Source organism: Photorhabdus antumapuensis (genome assembly GCF_020387775.1).
GTDB classification, from domain to species: Bacteria; Pseudomonadota; Gammaproteobacteria; order Enterobacterales; family Enterobacteriaceae; genus Photorhabdus; species Photorhabdus antumapuensis.
Genome location: NZ_JAHZMK010000053.1, coordinates 1 through 15,141, shown reverse-complemented (window position 1 = coordinate 15,141; position 15,141 = coordinate 1). Strand labels below are relative to the sequence as shown.

At 34.4% G+C, this 15,141-nt stretch carries 16 protein-coding genes and 2 pseudogenes; 7 read left to right on the top strand and 11 right to left on the bottom strand.

From position 1 onward, the window contains the following. Positions 1-43: 43 nt before the first annotated feature. From KZ793_RS19405 to KZ793_RS19385, 5 genes are all read right to left on the bottom strand, one after another. Positions 44-1,711, bottom strand: coding sequence for a ShlB/FhaC/HecB family hemolysin secretion/activation protein (locus tag KZ793_RS19405; protein WP_225816823.1), 1,668 nt, complete (start codon positions 1,709-1,711; stop codon positions 44-46). A 694-nt stretch (positions 1,712-2,405) separates the two neighbouring features. Further along, a complete protein-coding gene (locus KZ793_RS19400; protein WP_225816822.1) occupies positions 2,406-3,029 on the bottom strand; it encodes an AidA/PixA family protein in 624 nt (207 codons plus the stop codon). A 39-nt stretch (positions 3,030-3,068) separates the two neighbouring features. Beyond that, positions 3,069-3,614 (bottom strand): AidA/PixA family protein, encoded by a 546-nt coding sequence (locus KZ793_RS19395; protein ID WP_225816821.1) that lies wholly within the window; start codon positions 3,612-3,614, stop codon positions 3,069-3,071. A gap of 198 nt (positions 3,615-3,812) precedes the next feature. Next, positions 3,813-4,442 (bottom strand): AidA/PixA family protein, encoded by a 630-nt coding sequence (locus KZ793_RS19390; protein WP_225816820.1) that lies wholly within the window; start codon positions 4,440-4,442, stop codon positions 3,813-3,815. Between the two features lie 16 nt (positions 4,443-4,458). Then, entirely contained in the window at positions 4,459-4,980 is a 522-nt protein-coding gene (locus tag KZ793_RS19385; protein ID WP_225816819.1) for an AidA/PixA family protein, read from the bottom strand. Between the two features lie 485 nt (positions 4,981-5,465). Between KZ793_RS19385 and KZ793_RS19380 the strand changes: the two genes are divergently transcribed. Then, positions 5,466-6,197, top strand: coding sequence for an autoinducer binding domain-containing protein (locus KZ793_RS19380; RefSeq protein ID WP_225816818.1), 732 nt, complete (start codon positions 5,466-5,468; stop codon positions 6,195-6,197). A 685-nt stretch (positions 6,198-6,882) separates the two neighbouring features. On the opposite strand, the gene KZ793_RS19375 is transcribed toward KZ793_RS19380, so the two are convergent. Continuing rightward, the gene (locus KZ793_RS19375; RefSeq protein ID WP_225816817.1) at positions 6,883-7,473 is read right to left on the bottom strand and encodes an inclusion body family protein; all 591 of its coding nucleotides are present in this window, start codon (positions 7,471-7,473) and stop codon (positions 6,883-6,885) included. Between the two features lie 510 nt (positions 7,474-7,983). Between KZ793_RS19375 and KZ793_RS19370 the strand changes: the two genes are divergently transcribed. The 5 genes from KZ793_RS19370 to KZ793_RS19350 all read left to right on the top strand — a co-directional run bounded on the left by KZ793_RS19370 (position 7,984) and on the right by KZ793_RS19350 (position 11,630). Beyond that, positions 7,984-8,712 carry a LuxR family transcriptional regulator gene (locus KZ793_RS19370; RefSeq protein ID WP_225816816.1) on the top strand — a complete coding sequence of 243 codons (729 nt, stop codon included), beginning with the start codon at positions 7,984-7,986 and terminating at the stop codon, positions 8,710-8,712. Positions 8,713-9,499: 787 nt separating this feature from the next. Further along, the gene (locus KZ793_RS22995) at positions 9,500-9,748 is read left to right on the top strand and encodes a PTS transporter subunit EIIB (protein WP_397443642.1); all 249 of its coding nucleotides are present in this window, start codon (positions 9,500-9,502) and stop codon (positions 9,746-9,748) included. A gap of 11 nt (positions 9,749-9,759) precedes the next feature. Continuing rightward, a complete protein-coding gene (locus KZ793_RS19360) occupies positions 9,760-10,932 on the top strand; it encodes a MalY/PatB family protein (RefSeq protein ID WP_225816815.1) in 1,173 nt (390 codons plus the stop codon). A gap of 349 nt (positions 10,933-11,281) precedes the next feature. Then, positions 11,282-11,362, top strand: a complete 81-nt coding sequence (locus tag KZ793_RS19355) for a type I toxin-antitoxin system SymE family toxin (RefSeq protein WP_225816892.1) — start codon at positions 11,282-11,284, stop codon at positions 11,360-11,362. A 70-nt stretch (positions 11,363-11,432) separates the two neighbouring features. Next, complete coding sequence (locus KZ793_RS19350) at positions 11,433-11,630, top strand: DUF7706 family protein (RefSeq protein WP_225816891.1); 198 nt, start codon at positions 11,433-11,435, stop codon at positions 11,628-11,630. Between the two features lie 47 nt (positions 11,631-11,677). Here KZ793_RS19350 and KZ793_RS19345 read toward each other — a convergent pair whose 3' ends face one another. The 5 genes and pseudogenes from KZ793_RS19345 to KZ793_RS19330 all read right to left on the bottom strand — a co-directional run bounded on the left by KZ793_RS19345 (position 11,678) and on the right by KZ793_RS19330 (position 14,908). Next, entirely contained in the window at positions 11,678-12,025 is a 348-nt protein-coding gene (locus KZ793_RS19345; RefSeq protein WP_225816814.1) for a hypothetical protein, read from the bottom strand. Positions 12,026-12,029: 4 nt separating this feature from the next. After that, a pseudogene (locus KZ793_RS22990) lies at positions 12,030-12,665 on the bottom strand (ImcF-related family protein); the annotation flags it as partial. A gap of 913 nt (positions 12,666-13,578) precedes the next feature. Next, on the bottom strand, positions 13,579-13,728 hold the full coding sequence (locus KZ793_RS22985) for an Imm43 family immunity protein (protein WP_397443644.1): 150 nt from the start codon (positions 13,726-13,728) through the stop codon (positions 13,579-13,581). Between the two features lie 14 nt (positions 13,729-13,742). Then, entirely contained in the window at positions 13,743-14,144 is a 402-nt protein-coding gene (locus KZ793_RS19335; protein ID WP_225816813.1) for an Imm43 family immunity protein, read from the bottom strand. A gap of 380 nt (positions 14,145-14,524) precedes the next feature. Beyond that, positions 14,525-14,908, bottom strand: coding sequence for an Imm50 family immunity protein (locus tag KZ793_RS19330; RefSeq protein WP_225816812.1), 384 nt, complete (start codon positions 14,906-14,908; stop codon positions 14,525-14,527). A 110-nt stretch (positions 14,909-15,018) separates the two neighbouring features. Here KZ793_RS19330 and KZ793_RS19325 point away from each other — a divergent pair. Then, positions 15,019-15,141 (top strand): annotated as a pseudogene (locus tag KZ793_RS19325) (IS110 family transposase); the annotation flags it as partial.

Below are 15,141 nucleotides of genomic sequence, written 5' to 3'. Positions count from 1 at the left end.
GTTATATTACTGTGTGTACAGCGTTGGGTACTGCGTAAAACTATCAAAAGGTGTAAGAAAAACGGACTAGCACCTGAATGGGTTCATCAGATGCTTGGCGATTGGAACGTAACTTTCCTCGGCTGGTTTCTATATCGAATACCATGCGCTGGTATCTCAGCGTGGCGCCAGAACTGATTCCGGCGCTGCTTTGCCAGCCTTGTGGGCTGCGATATCCCTGAACCCGGCCGGTATCAATGCCGATACGCAGTGATAATGTGCTGTTGGCGAGGGGAAACGTCCGAGACAGCGTATTTTGCAGATACCAGCCGTTATCCCCGGAGAGCGTATTTTTGCTAAACCCCCGGACTGCATTCCGATCAGTGATATTCAGCCATTCGACGCCGGGCAGACCGCGCTGGTTGTATTGTCCATAAAACAGGTTATTGAGCTGATAAGGAGAATTGAACAGCATAAAACGCTGATGTAGATTGAGCATCAACTTGCCTTTGGTGAACTGTTTATCGAGATAAGCAGTTCCGGTTTGTGCTCCAAACCAAGGCAAACCCTGTTCAACACTTAGATTGAGTGTGATTAATCCGGTTGGAATGATATGTAAATGATTAACACCGAGTTCAAAAACACTCAATGTTTGGCTACTGACACCAATCTTGGCATCGTTGATATAATTATTGTAATTCTTGTAAGTCAGTTGCCCGCTAACACTATTAATCTGAGATTGATTACGATAGAAGGCAAAATCAGAACGCATGCCGATTTGCTGAGTATCACCATAAATCTTTATGGTTCTCATTTGTAAATGGGGGCGGCTGGCATATTGGGAATAACTACCAAACCCACTGAATGTTGCTGCGCCATAGGGCACAGAATAAAGCAGAGTATAAGCACGGCTATAGCGGTTGGATGGGCTATCTAACGTACTACTGGCATTCAGGCTGATGAAATCGGATAAACCCAATGGGCTGTCAAAACTGGCATTGGTGCGGACCAGCCATTTCCCAGTGCTCTTTTGCCCATAATTATCAGTTTTGATATTCAATAACCAAGGCTTACTGCGCTGATTATGCAGTTTAATCACCGAACCACCATTCACCGTTCCCGGTAAAATATCCAAGGTCGTTTTATTGGACTGTAGCCGGTTAGCCTGATCTAAACCTTGATCGATTTGCTTGATATTGAGAGGTTGTTTTTCCAGACCAGGAAATAACATATTGCTGTTCATCCAGCGATCACCGCCTTCGATTTTTTCAATAAACCCTTCGATAACATTTAGTCCTAACTCTCCATCGGTATTAGGCGCAATAAACTGAATACGGGCGGTGATATAGCCCTGACTGATATAAAGATGTGTCAGTTCGTGACTGAGCCGATTGATATCATGACTACTGATACACTCTGGGGACAAAGCGCTGAGCGTACTTAAATCCCGAACCGAGAGCAGGGAGATCCCTTTAAGGTAAACACCGGTTAGCGGCAGACATTGCTTGGATTCCGGCAATACCGGCGCAGAAGTTGACTCAGGGATTGTATTAGCCTGTTGCTTTAGTTGCTGATATCGGCGTTGTTCTATCAGTTGGTTAATTTCCCGGGAACTATCTTGCAACGTTCTCCTGGCCTCAGTCATCGGCAGATTATCATTTAACTCTGCTGGTGAAGCGGTTATTTGAAAGGAAATAGCACACAATATTAAAATAGATATTCTTTTTATCATACATTCACCGATAAGGATGATATTTTATTCCATAAAACATAAATATAGGGTTTTAGCCTGATAGGTAATTGCATGCGTATGGGCTAACTTATTTGTTATTAAAGCATACTCTTGGTTATATCATGCTCTGATTAACGAGTGGCGTTTCTTTTACATCTCGATTTTCTATTAGAAATTTCAATTAGTTGGTTATTCAGATAATAATGAGTTAATAAGAGTAATGATTTTATTGCTTATTAATGGATTAACTTAAGTGGAATAAGTAACAGATGTGGTTTTTTGAAATAATAGCGTGGGTTGTACTAGGAAGATTTTTAAAGAAAGGAAGTGTTAAGCCAAGTGAGTAATGATAAGATAAATTTTAGTTCAGTGTCGTTTTGCTTGGAAAATTATGATTTCTGATGTAATAGTTTTTATAAGTGATTTTCGTTAGATAAATGAATAATAGAAATATCAGCATTTAGACTGTGAGGAAGGTAATTATTTAGAGATTGTTGAATTGATAGATGAAAATAAATTTTACTTGTATGCTGTAAGTTATGTTTTATAAGACAGTCATATTATTAATTTCCATTATTAAATAAATTTCTATTTGTTAAAGATATTAGGTAAAGCTGAAAAAATTGGAAATTAAAGTACTGGAAGATTATGGAATAATCTTCCAGTGAGAAAATTCTGGATTTAAATTATTATATTAATTAATGATATCAATGTTATCAGTGTCTGGGTTATAACTACAATAACCAATAATTCCACTTTTATCGTCTCCTGGGGTAGGCCATCTATTGTAAATAGATATATACCATGTATATCTAGCTTGACCTATATGATCCAACTCAGATTGTAGATAGGGAATATTTGTCTGATATTTTTTAACATCATATATTCCATTAGGTATTGGATTTTTATTTCCTTCTGGAGCAACAATATTAGATTGGTGTTGAATTAACCCTGGTGTAGAAATATAATTTTCAACCCCCGGTCCTTCCATATGATATAAAAAGACTTGATCGACAAATTGAGCAGTTAGACTAGTAGCTCTCCATCTAAGAGTATCACCTGGTCTACCTGTAATTTTTAATGTACCCTTTGCATTGTTTTTAGGGGCGTATACTTGTTGTTGAGTGGTAATATAATAAAAATATTTGCCATCAATTATCGTTGGTTTTTGACTATCTGTACTCAATTTACTGATAGGTTTTCCATTATTGAAGATTTTTTTATTATTGACATCTTTCAAGATAGCCATTACATCGACAGCAATAAGAATGTCAATATTATTCGACTGGTCTATATGATTGTTTTTCATGCTATTCATAATATTATCCTCATTAATTTTATATTATTTTTTAGATTGTTAATCATTAATCGTCATGTAAGGATCATGATAAATATATCCCTTTAAATTCCCTTTTTCATATATAGACATCCTCCAAGTATAAGGCGTCCTTGTTTTGGTGCTTGCCTGAGTTGTTATTTGATGATAATATTCCTTTATATTTTCACTTTCATACTTAGCATCTTTGGCTGAATTATTATATTCAGATAAATAAGGGATAATGATATCGCCGTAATAAAGTTGTGGATCTGTTATAATTCTAATACCGTCTTTCTCCTGCGTAAGAGCTGATCCTGTCATTTCATATAAAAGTACTGTATATTCAGATTGCAGTGTTAAAGATAATGGTCTCCATCTAATATTGTCTCCATTAGAAACTATAATTTCTTGCCAGCCCGTAGCATTATTTCCAGGAGCATAGATATTTCCATTGCTAGCTATATAGTAAAAGTATTGATCAGGCACAAATCCAGGATTTTTATCGTCTGTAGAATACAGTTTTTGATCAACGATAGATTCCGCATCTACACAAACAAGAATATCGACAGTCTTAGTTCTGCTCATTTTTATTCTCCTTCACTATAAAGTGTCAGGTTGTTAGTATCAGGTTATTCAATAAATATCTATTATATAATTAATCATTAGTGCTGAAGAAGCTACTAGTATAATTAATAGTTTATAAAAGAAAACTGCTTATATATTTACCAATGTCTTTTTGAAATATAATTGAGTCTTGCTTTTAACTATATTCAATCACAGTATTCAGGCATTGGATTTGTTAACTGTGACATCAAGTGGTAGACTTTTTATGCTTTGTCGGGATTCCTTGTTTGATGGACCATGAGAATAATAACCGATAAGCTTCGATCTATTATAAATGGCTAGATATAATGTACAGTAGGAAAAGCCGGAGTTGAGTAAAGTCCATTTCTGATAGGAAATATGCTCCTTTTGATAGGTAATAGAGGGGATTCCTCTATTTTCTTGTAGAATTGGAATGTTAGGGGAATTTTTAATAATTTTTTCAGACAAATAAATATTATTATCACCGGTTATTTCTTTCATGTCATATAAAAATACTTGGTATTCAGATTGGGCAGATAAACTCAAAGCTTGCCATCTAACTATGTCATGTATGTTTCCTGTAATTTTAAGTTTGTTATATTGGCCGTTATTGTTATATATTTGTTGTTGGCTGGTAATATAATAAAGATATCTACCATCACTTATGGTTGGTTCTTTGTAGTCTTGGCTAAAACTTAATCCCGATGTTTGGATATCTTGTATGATAAGTTCTACATCAACAGCTATAAGAATATCAATGATGTTAATAGATTGGTTACTATTATCTTTAAGAGCTTTAAAATTGTCTGCATTATATATATTCTTCATAATGTTATCCTAATAATTACATAGGGAATATTCTTATACCTATTTCTAACGGAGTATGTTGAACATATCCCTTTAATTCTTTTTGTTGATATATGGCTATTATCCAAGAACATTTTCCACCGCCTGATCTTATAGCTATTGATTGAAAATAATATCTCTTTATTAGTTCGTGTTCTATATCTAATCTATCACTGTTGTTTGAAATATAACCAGAATTAATTTCACTTTGATATAATTTTGGAATTGTTATAGTTTCATTAATAACTGTTCCTGTCATCTCATATAAAATCGTTGTATATTCAAATTGTTGTGTTAAGGATACGCTTCTCCATCTAATATTATCACCAACATAAGCTTTTATTTCCATTTTCCCTGTAGCATTATTTCCGGGAATGTAAAGATTGTCTATGCTAACTATATAGTAAAATAACTCATCGTTTATTAGAGTAGGATTCTCAGGATTTTGGCTTAAAGAAGGATATTTTTCAATAATAGATCTGGTATCTACACAAATAAGAATATCTACAGTATTATTCATTTCTATACTCCGTCACTGAACTAAGATGCTTGAAGAGTTAGTTATCACCTAATAATTGACTATTAACGCTGAAATAACCACTGGTATAAATCATAGTTTATGTAAAAAAATTACTGATATGGTTTAGAGTCTGACTTAGTGCATGAAATAAATTTGGGAATGTACCGGTGATTAATTATTTAAAAAATAAAAAATATTTATTTTAGATTAATATATTAAAATAATAGATTAAATTGCTTTAAGAGCAGTACAATATGCTTTTCAGATGGCTATGAGATGTGTGCATATATTGTTTGGATCGATGATAAAAATTTCAACCATATTGATATAGTTCTTCTGGTTAATGAATAAAACATGATGGGTTATCCAATTCTCCGCTTTTTTATCACAATAAATAAAAAATTTACTTATCAAATAAAATTTTTTCTACTATGATAAATATTGAGGTTCATTATCAATATTCTGAATTTTTAAGAGGGACTTAAATGGGTATTTATCGGCCATATGTTTTACCTTATAAATTTCATGAATTAGATGTAGATGCTCACTTTGTAACTGAAATTTGTGAACTTATTGACAAAATTTCAGGATTTAGTTTGTTTTCGCTGGTCTTAAAGACCCGTTTCCCGATATCTAGCCGTGAAGTGTATTTTTTTGATAATTATCACGAATCTTGGAGAATTCTTTATATGGAAAAAAGATATTGGATGATTGATCCTGTTCTACATTTCCGACCTGTGCCCCCTTCTTTTTCAAGAGTATGGAACTTGAATTTTTTCTCAGAATCTAATGGGCAAGAGCTGTGGTATATGATACAGAAGCATGGGTTTCGATCTGGGATCACATTTGGGCTTTTGGCATTATCGGGAACGTACGGAATATTCTCTGTTTCGGGGAAAGATGGGCCGATTGATAACGATACAATGTATAAGTGTAGTGGGGATATTCTAAAAATATATATTAGGATAATAAGATATTTAACATCACATACAACGTATTTGCAGACGTTCTATATAGATGAAACTTCATTTTCGAATAGAGAATTAGAAGTGTTACGGTATACCGCAGATGGCATGATTTCAAGTGAGATTGCTTCAACTATTTGCGTAACTAAAAGTACCGTTGATTTTCATCTAATGAATATCGTTAAGAAGCTTGGTTGTAGGAATAAATTCCAGGCAATCGCTAAAGCAGCATTACTTGGTTATATAGAATAGTATCAATTAGAAATTTTCAGGTTATTATATTTTTATACTTTATAAAATAATCTATATATTATTATTACTACAATCATATCGATAGTGGTTATAGATAACGACTTGAATGGATTAAAGAGTGAGTTTGAACAAATATTTGAAGATTTCACCATTGTTGGTTTTATTGTCACAATTGTGAATAGGGATCAGGAATGATTTTATCTGACAAAATTGAAATAATATTTGTTTAAAACTGGAAAACACATTCAATCAAACACTCTTCTCTTTGGGCATAATTGTAATATTACAGTTCTGCTTGTTCTTTGCTTAATTTTTGGTATAGATTCAAAATCCAATAAAGGGCAAACGTCAAATGCTGTTCTAAAATGCTTATCGGAAGCGAGCAACTTCGTCATATGATCTATAACAACACTCGTCTGGAGTCATTATGTCCGCACAGAAAAAATAGGAAATTATGTTCACGAAAAACTCAATATGATAAAATGTCCAACGAATTATTTAAAGAAATACGAACCTATGTGCTCTTAGAATAATGATGTTGCACTTACTATGCGAAACCAAGCTCCATTATTATATAAGTTGGTGTTAGTTAGAAATATTTAGGTAAAATTAATAAAGTAGAAAATGAAAATACTGGAAAACTATTTTAATAATTTTCCAGTAGAAAATGAAGATATACAAATGATTAGCTATTAGTTACTTCAACATAGGGATCATATCGATAATAGCCTAGGAGCTTTTTGCCATCATAAGCAGCAAAGAACCATGTATATTGTTCTACGCCTGGTTTATGAGCTATTGCTTGGAAATAATTGTCTTGAGATTCAGCAAAAACTACCTTAGGTTCATCCTCATTTGCATTAACTCCTGAGGGGACCTTTGGAACTTTTTTGCCCATAGGATTCTGTGACCATATTTGTGATGGGACAGAAATGACATCGTCTCCTGTACTAAGCTTTTTGAATTTATACAATATAATCGTATAGTCGAAATTATTAGATACAGTTGTAGCCCTCCATCTAATATTTGCATTAATGGGAACAGTTACACGGGCACCAGATGAACTCGCTACTTTCAGTCCAAGCTCTGGAGTGTAACTAGCTATATATACATGCTGACGGATAATTGTTGGATCTTTAGGGTCCAGAGAACTTGTAAGATTATTAGCGCGAAGATATTCAATTATTGAGTCAACATCAATAACAAAGGTCACATCAGCAGTGACAGAGTTTCTGGCTGTAATATTATCTTTACCCTGAATGACTTCACTCATCATAACACCTCATTTACATATTTAAATTATTTATTAGGAATCGAAAGGTTATTTTGCTTACTTATTATTATTCTAATAACTTTCTTTTTATATAATTAACTATTAAAGTTGAAACAGCTACTGGTATAAATCATAGTTTATATGGGAAAATTACTCATATATTTATCAGGTATTGCTTCATATCGTTCAATATTTCAGTTAATTTATTGTTGTGAAAAATAAAACATAAAATTTTAGATTAAAACACTAAATAATCATTTATATTGCCTTAAAAATAGTTTAATATGCTTCATATGGAATAATGTATTTTTATATATATTATTTCCCTTGATTATTTGGATTTCAATCCTATTGATATAATTTCTCCTGTTTACCAATAATACATTGTGGTTTATCAGACCTTGTTTACCGTATAACAGTAAATAATTATTTTCTTTATTAAGTGTGAATTCTGCTACTATAATAAATATTAGGATTCACTATCAATATTCTTAATTTTCAAGAGGACATTGGATGAATATTTATCGACCATATACCTTACCCTATAATTTTCATAAATTAGAGGTAGACGCCCATTTTGTAGCTGAAATTTGTGAACTTATTAACAAAATTTCGGGGTTTAGTTTGTTCTCCCTTTTATTAAAGGCGCGCTTTCCTATATCTAACCGAGAAGTGTATTTCTTTAATAATTATCATGAATCTTGGAGAGCCATTTATATAGAAAAAAAGTATTGGATGATTGATCCCGTTCTAAATTTCCGACCTGTGCCCCCTTCTTTTTCAAAAATATGGGATTTAGATTTTTTTTCCAAATCTAATGGGCAAGAGCTTTGGTATGTGAATCAGAAATATGGGTTTCGCTCTGGGATCACATTTGGGCTCCCTGCATTTTCAGGAACTTATGGAATATTTTCTGTTGCGGGAAAAGATGGGCCTATTGATAACGAGACCATGTATAAATGTAGTGGAGAAATTCTAGGAATATATATTAGGATAATAAGATACTTAACATCACACACAAAGTATTTGCAATCGTTCTATATCGATAATACCTCATTTTCACATAGAGAATTAGAAGTATTAAGGTACACCGCAGATGGGATGATATCAAGTGAAATTGCATCGACCATTTGTGTCACTAAAAGTACAGTTGATTTTCACCTAATGAATATCGTTAAGAAACTGGATTGTAAGAATAAATTCCAGGCAATAGCTAAAGCTGCGTTACTTGGCTATATATAATTGATATCAATTTGCAATTATCAGATGATTATATTTTTTATCTTATAAATTAACCTGAATTATTAATACTATTACTCAAATGGATTATTAGGAGCGTTTGAATAAAGACTGACTTTTTACCTTCGTACCTTTATTGGTATCGTTGTAAATAGGAGTTGGAGAAATTTTCCTGATAAGATGACAATGATATCTATTCAAAATATAAAAACAGTCTCAACCAAATATACTTCTCGTTTGGCAGAATAGTAATACTACGGTTCTGCCTGTTCTTTGCTTAATATATGAATGACTTAAAGGATAGTAATGACTATTTGAGTATCTTTAAGTATTCCTACCAAACCCGCCATCCTCCGCTAAAATATTTATCAATAGTGAACCATTTCACCAGATAATCCGTAGTGCTATTTATTAAATAGTATCTAATAATATCCACTGGAGTCATTTTGCTTACTCAGAAGAAACAGAGAATTACCCCATGGCAGTTTTTCCAGAGCCTCGGTAAAACATTGATGTTACCTGTGGTATTACTGTCATTTTGTGGAATTATGCTCGGAATTGGCAGCTTTCTCAGTAGCTGAGAGGTTATCACGTTACTACCGATATTAGATTACACGGCTTTTCGGTTGTTATTTGCCTGGATGAGTAAAATCGGTTCTTTGTGCGAAACCAGAAAATCGCCACAAAATTAAAGGATTATTAATTTCAGGGATATGATTGGAGGTACGACTGAGCCGAAACACCAAGGCGTGAAATTGATAATAATCACCAAGTGAAGATACCTTCCACAGTGACAAATAAATCGGGTTATAATATTCCAGCAATGCTTATCGCTTTCGGAGGCAAAGATAATATCATCTCACTGAATAACTGTGTTACTCGTCTTCGTTTGTCAATTAAAGACATATCTTTAGTTGATGATGAAAAATTAAAGAACTTACGAGTTTTGAGGATTATTTACCTTAATCAACATAACTTACAAATTGTTATCGGGCCGCAAGTACGATCAGTAAAAGATGAACTTGATGTATTAATTTAAGGAAGAAAACAATGTTTGACTTTGACACCCCGGTTAACCGCCGTGGTACTTGGTGTACCCAATGGGACTATGTTGGAGATCGTTTTGGTGCTGATGATCTTCTCCCTTTTACCATCTCTGATATGGATTTTGCTACTGCTCCCTGTGTTATTCAGGCATTGCAGAACCGCCTGAATCATGGTGTGTTTGGTTACAGTCGTTGGCAGCATGAAGAATTTCTTGGTGCTATTCGTCATTGGTACCAGCAACGTTTTAATTGTGAAATTAATACAAATTGGGCGGTTTATGGCCCTTCTGTGATTTACATGGTTTCGCAATTAATCCGTATTTGGTCTAAACCTGATGAAAATATCGTTGTTCATACCCCTGCTTATGATGGTTTTTATAGAGTTATTCAGGGGAATAGGCGTCGGTTGCTGCCTTGCCCGCTTGAAAAACAAGGTAATAACTGGGTGTGTGATATGAATCAACTTGAAACTTTACTATCCAAACCAGAAACTAAAATATTATTGCTGTGCAACCCACACAATCCAACGGGCAAAGTCTGGAGTCATTCTGAACTTAAAACAATGTCTGCATTGTGTGAGCGTTATAATGTTAACGTTATCAGCGATGAAATTCATATGGATATCACTTGGGGAGAAACGAAACATATTCCCTGGAGTGAAGTTGCCACGACGCATTGGGCGTTAATGACTTCTGCATCCAAGTCATTTAATGTTCCTGCGCTTACTGGTGCCTATGGTTTTATTAATGATGATCATAGCCGTTCGGCATATTCTCATCAACTAACACAGTATGATGGATTATCTTCTCCTGCCATTTTAGCGATATCAGCTTATATTGCGGCTTACCGGGAAGGACATATCTGGCTTGATGAATTGCGCAGTTACCTGAATGATAACTTGAATTATGTGGCACAGGAACTAAATGCTGCATTTCCACAATTAAACTGGCAACCACCACAGGCAACTTATTTAGCTTGGATAGACCTGCGTAATCTAAATATTGATGATGATAAATTACAACAGATACTTATCCATGAAGAGAAAGTCGCTATTATGCCAGGGAAAATTTATGGTGAAGTTGGTGAGGGTTTTCTCCGTTTTAATGTAGGATGTCCCCGTAGCAAAGTTGAATTAGGAATCCAAAAATTGATCTCAGCATTGAGAAAGCTTTGCTAAAAATAGTTAATATTGGAAAATAAACTACTTCCATTATATGACCAGTTAGCTGATAGTTTAATGAGAACCGGGTTCTATAATTAATATAGCCCGGTTATTTAAGTTTAAGAGATTGTATTGAAATTCTTATTTGTAACTTCATCATTCAATCTGAATAGTGTGGTGAATAACATCTTTTGGTTATTTAGGATAAATTAAAATTGCTATCTAGTGGACTGGTTAAGCTATTTTTCTAGTTTGAATCTAACTAAAAGTTATCTTTAAGCTGGGAGTGAAAGAGCTGATTGCGGATTATTAAAGTAGTTTAATTCAGACGAGAGATGCCTGTTATCGTTAAACACTATATTACATGGTGGGATACGTGCCGAACGGGAACCGGGTCAATAAGGCCACACCGGCGATACATCTTAAGGGCCAGTGGCTTAGATAGCTCAATGAGATTAAGCTGCGGATGGGTGAGATGCTGGCTGAGTACAACGCGGGCTAAGGGAGGGGATAAAATGAAAATGGTGATTGAACATTTACAGGACATTCAGTTAACCCACATTGAAGCGCTGGCCTTGGCCCAACTGGTTAAGCGGCTGAATTGGATGGAGATACGCGCCTGTGCCGTGAATGACGAGGAAGCGTATCAGATTAAGGATGCGATCTCTAAGCTTCAATCCGCTCTTTCTTACCGTGGGTATGCGCCCCGGTAGATCATAGAAAGGCCGGAAGATCTTGGGTGATCTTCCGGTTTTTCTAATTAACTAGCATTATATATATCGTGTAGATTACTATTTTTATTCAAGTTAATTATACTTTCCTTTTTATAAGTCAATATTAATTCGCCTTTATTTTCATCATTTTCTATGGCACGTACACCATCAATAACACAAAGAATACCGAATAATGTATTATCAGCCACTATTCTGATTATTTTATTGATTAGTTCTTTCTCTTTCTCTGATTTTTCATGATAAAAATCAGATAGTTCAACTAATTCACTTTGTGGTTTTCTACCTGGGGGAGATTCAAGTATTGAGATAGTATCTTCGATAGCAGCATCTCTTACTACAAGTTTTAATATATCTACAAATAGTTGAGAATTCATCTTTTTACCTTATTTTAGTGAAGGCTTTTGAATACATTTCTTTATTCAATTTGAGCAAATCTTTTATTGCAGAAGGAGGGGCATTAGTATAGTTGCGCAAGTCCCTAATATCTTTTGTCAATAAATCTCTAGCCGATCCCGTATACGGTCCTTTCATTGTAGGAATGAGTTTGCGTTCTCCTCTAGGAAGAGCTATTGATGGAGCTGTTTTAGGATCATAACCAGTAATGACCACAACACCCGGTACCGGCGCGTTCTGAATGGCCAGCAGGTAACGGTGCAGCGCCACCAGTTTCTGATAAACCGCCTGTAAGGTGCTGTTTTTGTCGCCGTATTCCACCAGCACCGCGGTTTCCGGCGCGAATTCCCGGTTAATACGCACCCGCAGGCGGTAATCCGGGGCATCACGTAACTGCTGCTGTGCTTTGGCCGGCAGGGTCTCGTTAATCACCGGCAGACGGGTGTTGTCGCTGAGGATTTGCAGGGCGCGGCTGATGGGCTGTTCGCCGCTGATGACCTGTTCAATGGCCCTGATGGCCTGCGGAATGTCGGTAAAATCACGAATATCCAGATTGTTCATGGCCGCGCGCCAGGTGGCGGTGTAGTCCCCCAGGTACTGTTCGGTGATTTGTCGCTGTACTCCTTGTTTCTTTCTTATAAGATATTATTTTCTTTTTCTCATATTTTTTAAACTTGATCATGGGTAGATATTTTTACTCTATCAAGGATATCTTTTTCTGCTTTTTTATAATCCTCATGAAGATAAAACTCGGATATCCGATCAGAGAAAAAGTCACTCCAAACCATATAGTTGCCTGGTATGTCTTGATCGAAAAGAAGCTTTAATGCCATATCTTTATTATGAATAATTTCATATTCATTAAACTCTTCAATAGAACCGGATGAAAAAACCTAACGTCTAAAAAATTCAACAGGTTCCCTATAAAAACTTATTATCTCATCCATATTAAATTATCCTAAAGTTTGACTCCAGGGATCAAAGATGCTTTGTCTTACTTTTTAATTTACGTCTTTCCCCTGAATATGAGGGTTATACCTATTTTTGGGTTTAATAATATTGCTATTCTCCGTATCTTTTTAGCTATATTTTGTATGTGAGTTACTTGTTTCGATATGGTATTAATTTATTGTATCCAGAGCATTGCTTATTGCATCAGTATATCCGTGATGATTACCTTGAAAAACGCCGTTATTGGGTGATCTCCGAGGACGAAAATACGCGCCCGTCGGCGTTGGCGTGGTATAGGTATTCACCTCGGTAAGAAAGAAGCCAGCCGGAAGCGATGCCGGCTTTTTGCTGTTTCAGAGAGAAAACAGAATAAAATATCTAAAATATAGCTTATGTATATATTTACTATGAGTATTATATTTTTCTGTATTATTCATTTTTTTATCCTCTTATTTGTTTTATATTTTTTTGATTTAAATTATATATCTAATATATAAGTCTAACCCCGTAAGCTATTTGTTTTAAATATAAAAATAACAAAGCTGAAAGATCACGGGGATCTTTCTGGTTTTTTACTATTAACTTAGGGTAATTTTATTTTCCCTTTTTTGACATTAGCTTTAATGTCGTACCTAAAATCTACACAATAGTGATTCAAGACTTCATCTAATTTAATTAGCTTTATTCCTTTGATGTTTTTTTTACTTAATTTGTTAGCTACTTTTTCTGAAATAAAGATAAATCCTGCTAATAAAGTAGTTCGTATTGAAAAATATCATAATTTAATGATTCATTATGAAAAGATAATTTATGAGGAATTAAACTTCCATATTTAATAGATGTCGAAATTAATTTTTTTAAAACATGAACGCTTAATTTAAATTCATTGATAATATCGAGAAATCTATCAGATAGGATATGAGCCATATTGTGTTGATAATAATTAAACCCCAATTTCCCAATATTTTTATTACATAATAAATACAAAGTATTAGGGCATTCCGTATCTAAGAGATAATCAGGTATATTATGCCTGGAGCCTTCATAATCCCATTTTTCATTAATTTGCTTCTCGGTATCTACTATAGCATGAAGATATCTTGGCATGAGTGAAGAATTATAAACGCTCATTAATACATAATAATTCATTAATTTACTCTCCCACATTTGGTTGTAGACACTTGACCAGACCATATTTTATTTTTCGTATCCATCTGATTATTGTTTTTAAAATCATATTTTCTTCATGTGGATGAAAAGCATCATTAAGCATCATTAAGCATCATTAAGCATCATTAAGCATCATGTCAATAATATTGTCCTGATCATGGATAAAGAAAATTTCATTTTCTAAGAAATATAACCTTGACAATAAACTGGATTTTTTTGAGACGGAATTAAACCATTGGGTTCATTCTCTTATAAATATACCATCGATAAGCTCCAATCGGCGCTGGCTTACCGTGGGTATGTGCCAAGATAGATCACAAGGAGGCCGGAAGAACGCTTGGATCTTTCCGGCTTTTTGTTTATTTACTGATATATACAGAAGGTCCCATAAACTGTATATGCATACATTCCAGATTTAACCGAAAATTAGAGCCATTGATTATTACTTTATTATGACCATTTTCTTTTTTTATCTCGATTTTTGCTAACATGTTAACGGCAATACCTTCAATATTAATAGATGTAACACCGCCACAGTTTATACCACATCTACATTTGTTATATCCTTTTACCCACTTTTTAGGTGGGTTTTCTGGTAATTTTCCGATTAAGTCAAAACCTATTATTACTGTTGGTCCTTCACGATCTATTTTTATATCAAAGATATCTATGTCTGATATTTCTACAGGCTTAGAAAATACTTTATTAAGCAATATCGTGCCATCAAGATCATTCCAAAACATATGGTGTCTCCTAAAAACTATAGTGATGTGATGGACGTCCCCTTTTCCAGTTGCAGACAGTGTCATCTTTAACTTGATACTGAGTGCACTGTATTTCGGAGGGTTCTTCCATGAACACAATCAAAGTAGTGGGCATTGATCTTGCCAAAAACGTTTTCCAGGTCTGTGTTTGGTTAACTGATAACTCTGTTGCCTGGAACAAAAAGGTCTCACGACAAAAATTGCTGGATACG

Bases quoted from the DNA above. Each gene is read 5' to 3' on its own strand.
- KZ793_RS19405 (WP_225816823.1), bottom strand. From the start codon at position 1,711: ATGATAAAAAGAATATCTATTTTAATATTGTGTGCTATTTCCTTTCAA.
- KZ793_RS19400 (WP_225816822.1), bottom strand. From the start codon at position 3,029: ATGAATAGCATGAAAAACAATCATATAGACCAGTCGAATAATATTGAC.
- KZ793_RS19395 (WP_225816821.1), bottom strand. From the start codon at position 3,614: ATGAGCAGAACTAAGACTGTCGATATTCTTGTTTGTGTAGATGCGGAA.
- KZ793_RS19390 (WP_225816820.1), bottom strand. From the start codon at position 4,442: ATGAAGAATATATATAATGCAGACAATTTTAAAGCTCTTAAAGATAAT.
- KZ793_RS19385 (WP_225816819.1), bottom strand. From the start codon at position 4,980: ATGAATAATACTGTAGATATTCTTATTTGTGTAGATACCAGATCTATT.
- KZ793_RS19380 (WP_225816818.1), top strand. From the start codon at position 5,466: ATGGGTATTTATCGGCCATATGTTTTACCTTATAAATTTCATGAATTA.
- KZ793_RS19375 (WP_225816817.1), bottom strand. From the start codon at position 7,473: ATGATGAGTGAAGTCATTCAGGGTAAAGATAATATTACAGCCAGAAAC.
- KZ793_RS19370 (WP_225816816.1), top strand. From the start codon at position 7,984: ATGAATATTTATCGACCATATACCTTACCCTATAATTTTCATAAATTA.
- KZ793_RS19360 (WP_225816815.1), top strand. From the start codon at position 9,760: ATGTTTGACTTTGACACCCCGGTTAACCGCCGTGGTACTTGGTGTACC.
- KZ793_RS19355 (WP_225816892.1), top strand. From the start codon at position 11,282: ATGGTGGGATACGTGCCGAACGGGAACCGGGTCAATAAGGCCACACCG.
- KZ793_RS19350 (WP_225816891.1), top strand. From the start codon at position 11,433: ATGAAAATGGTGATTGAACATTTACAGGACATTCAGTTAACCCACATT.
- KZ793_RS19345 (WP_225816814.1), bottom strand. From the start codon at position 12,025: ATGAATTCTCAACTATTTGTAGATATATTAAAACTTGTAGTAAGAGAT.
- KZ793_RS19335 (WP_225816813.1), bottom strand. From the start codon at position 14,144: ATGAATTATTATGTATTAATGAGCGTTTATAATTCTTCACTCATGCCA.
- KZ793_RS19330 (WP_225816812.1), bottom strand. From the start codon at position 14,908: ATGTTTTGGAATGATCTTGATGGCACGATATTGCTTAATAAAGTATTT.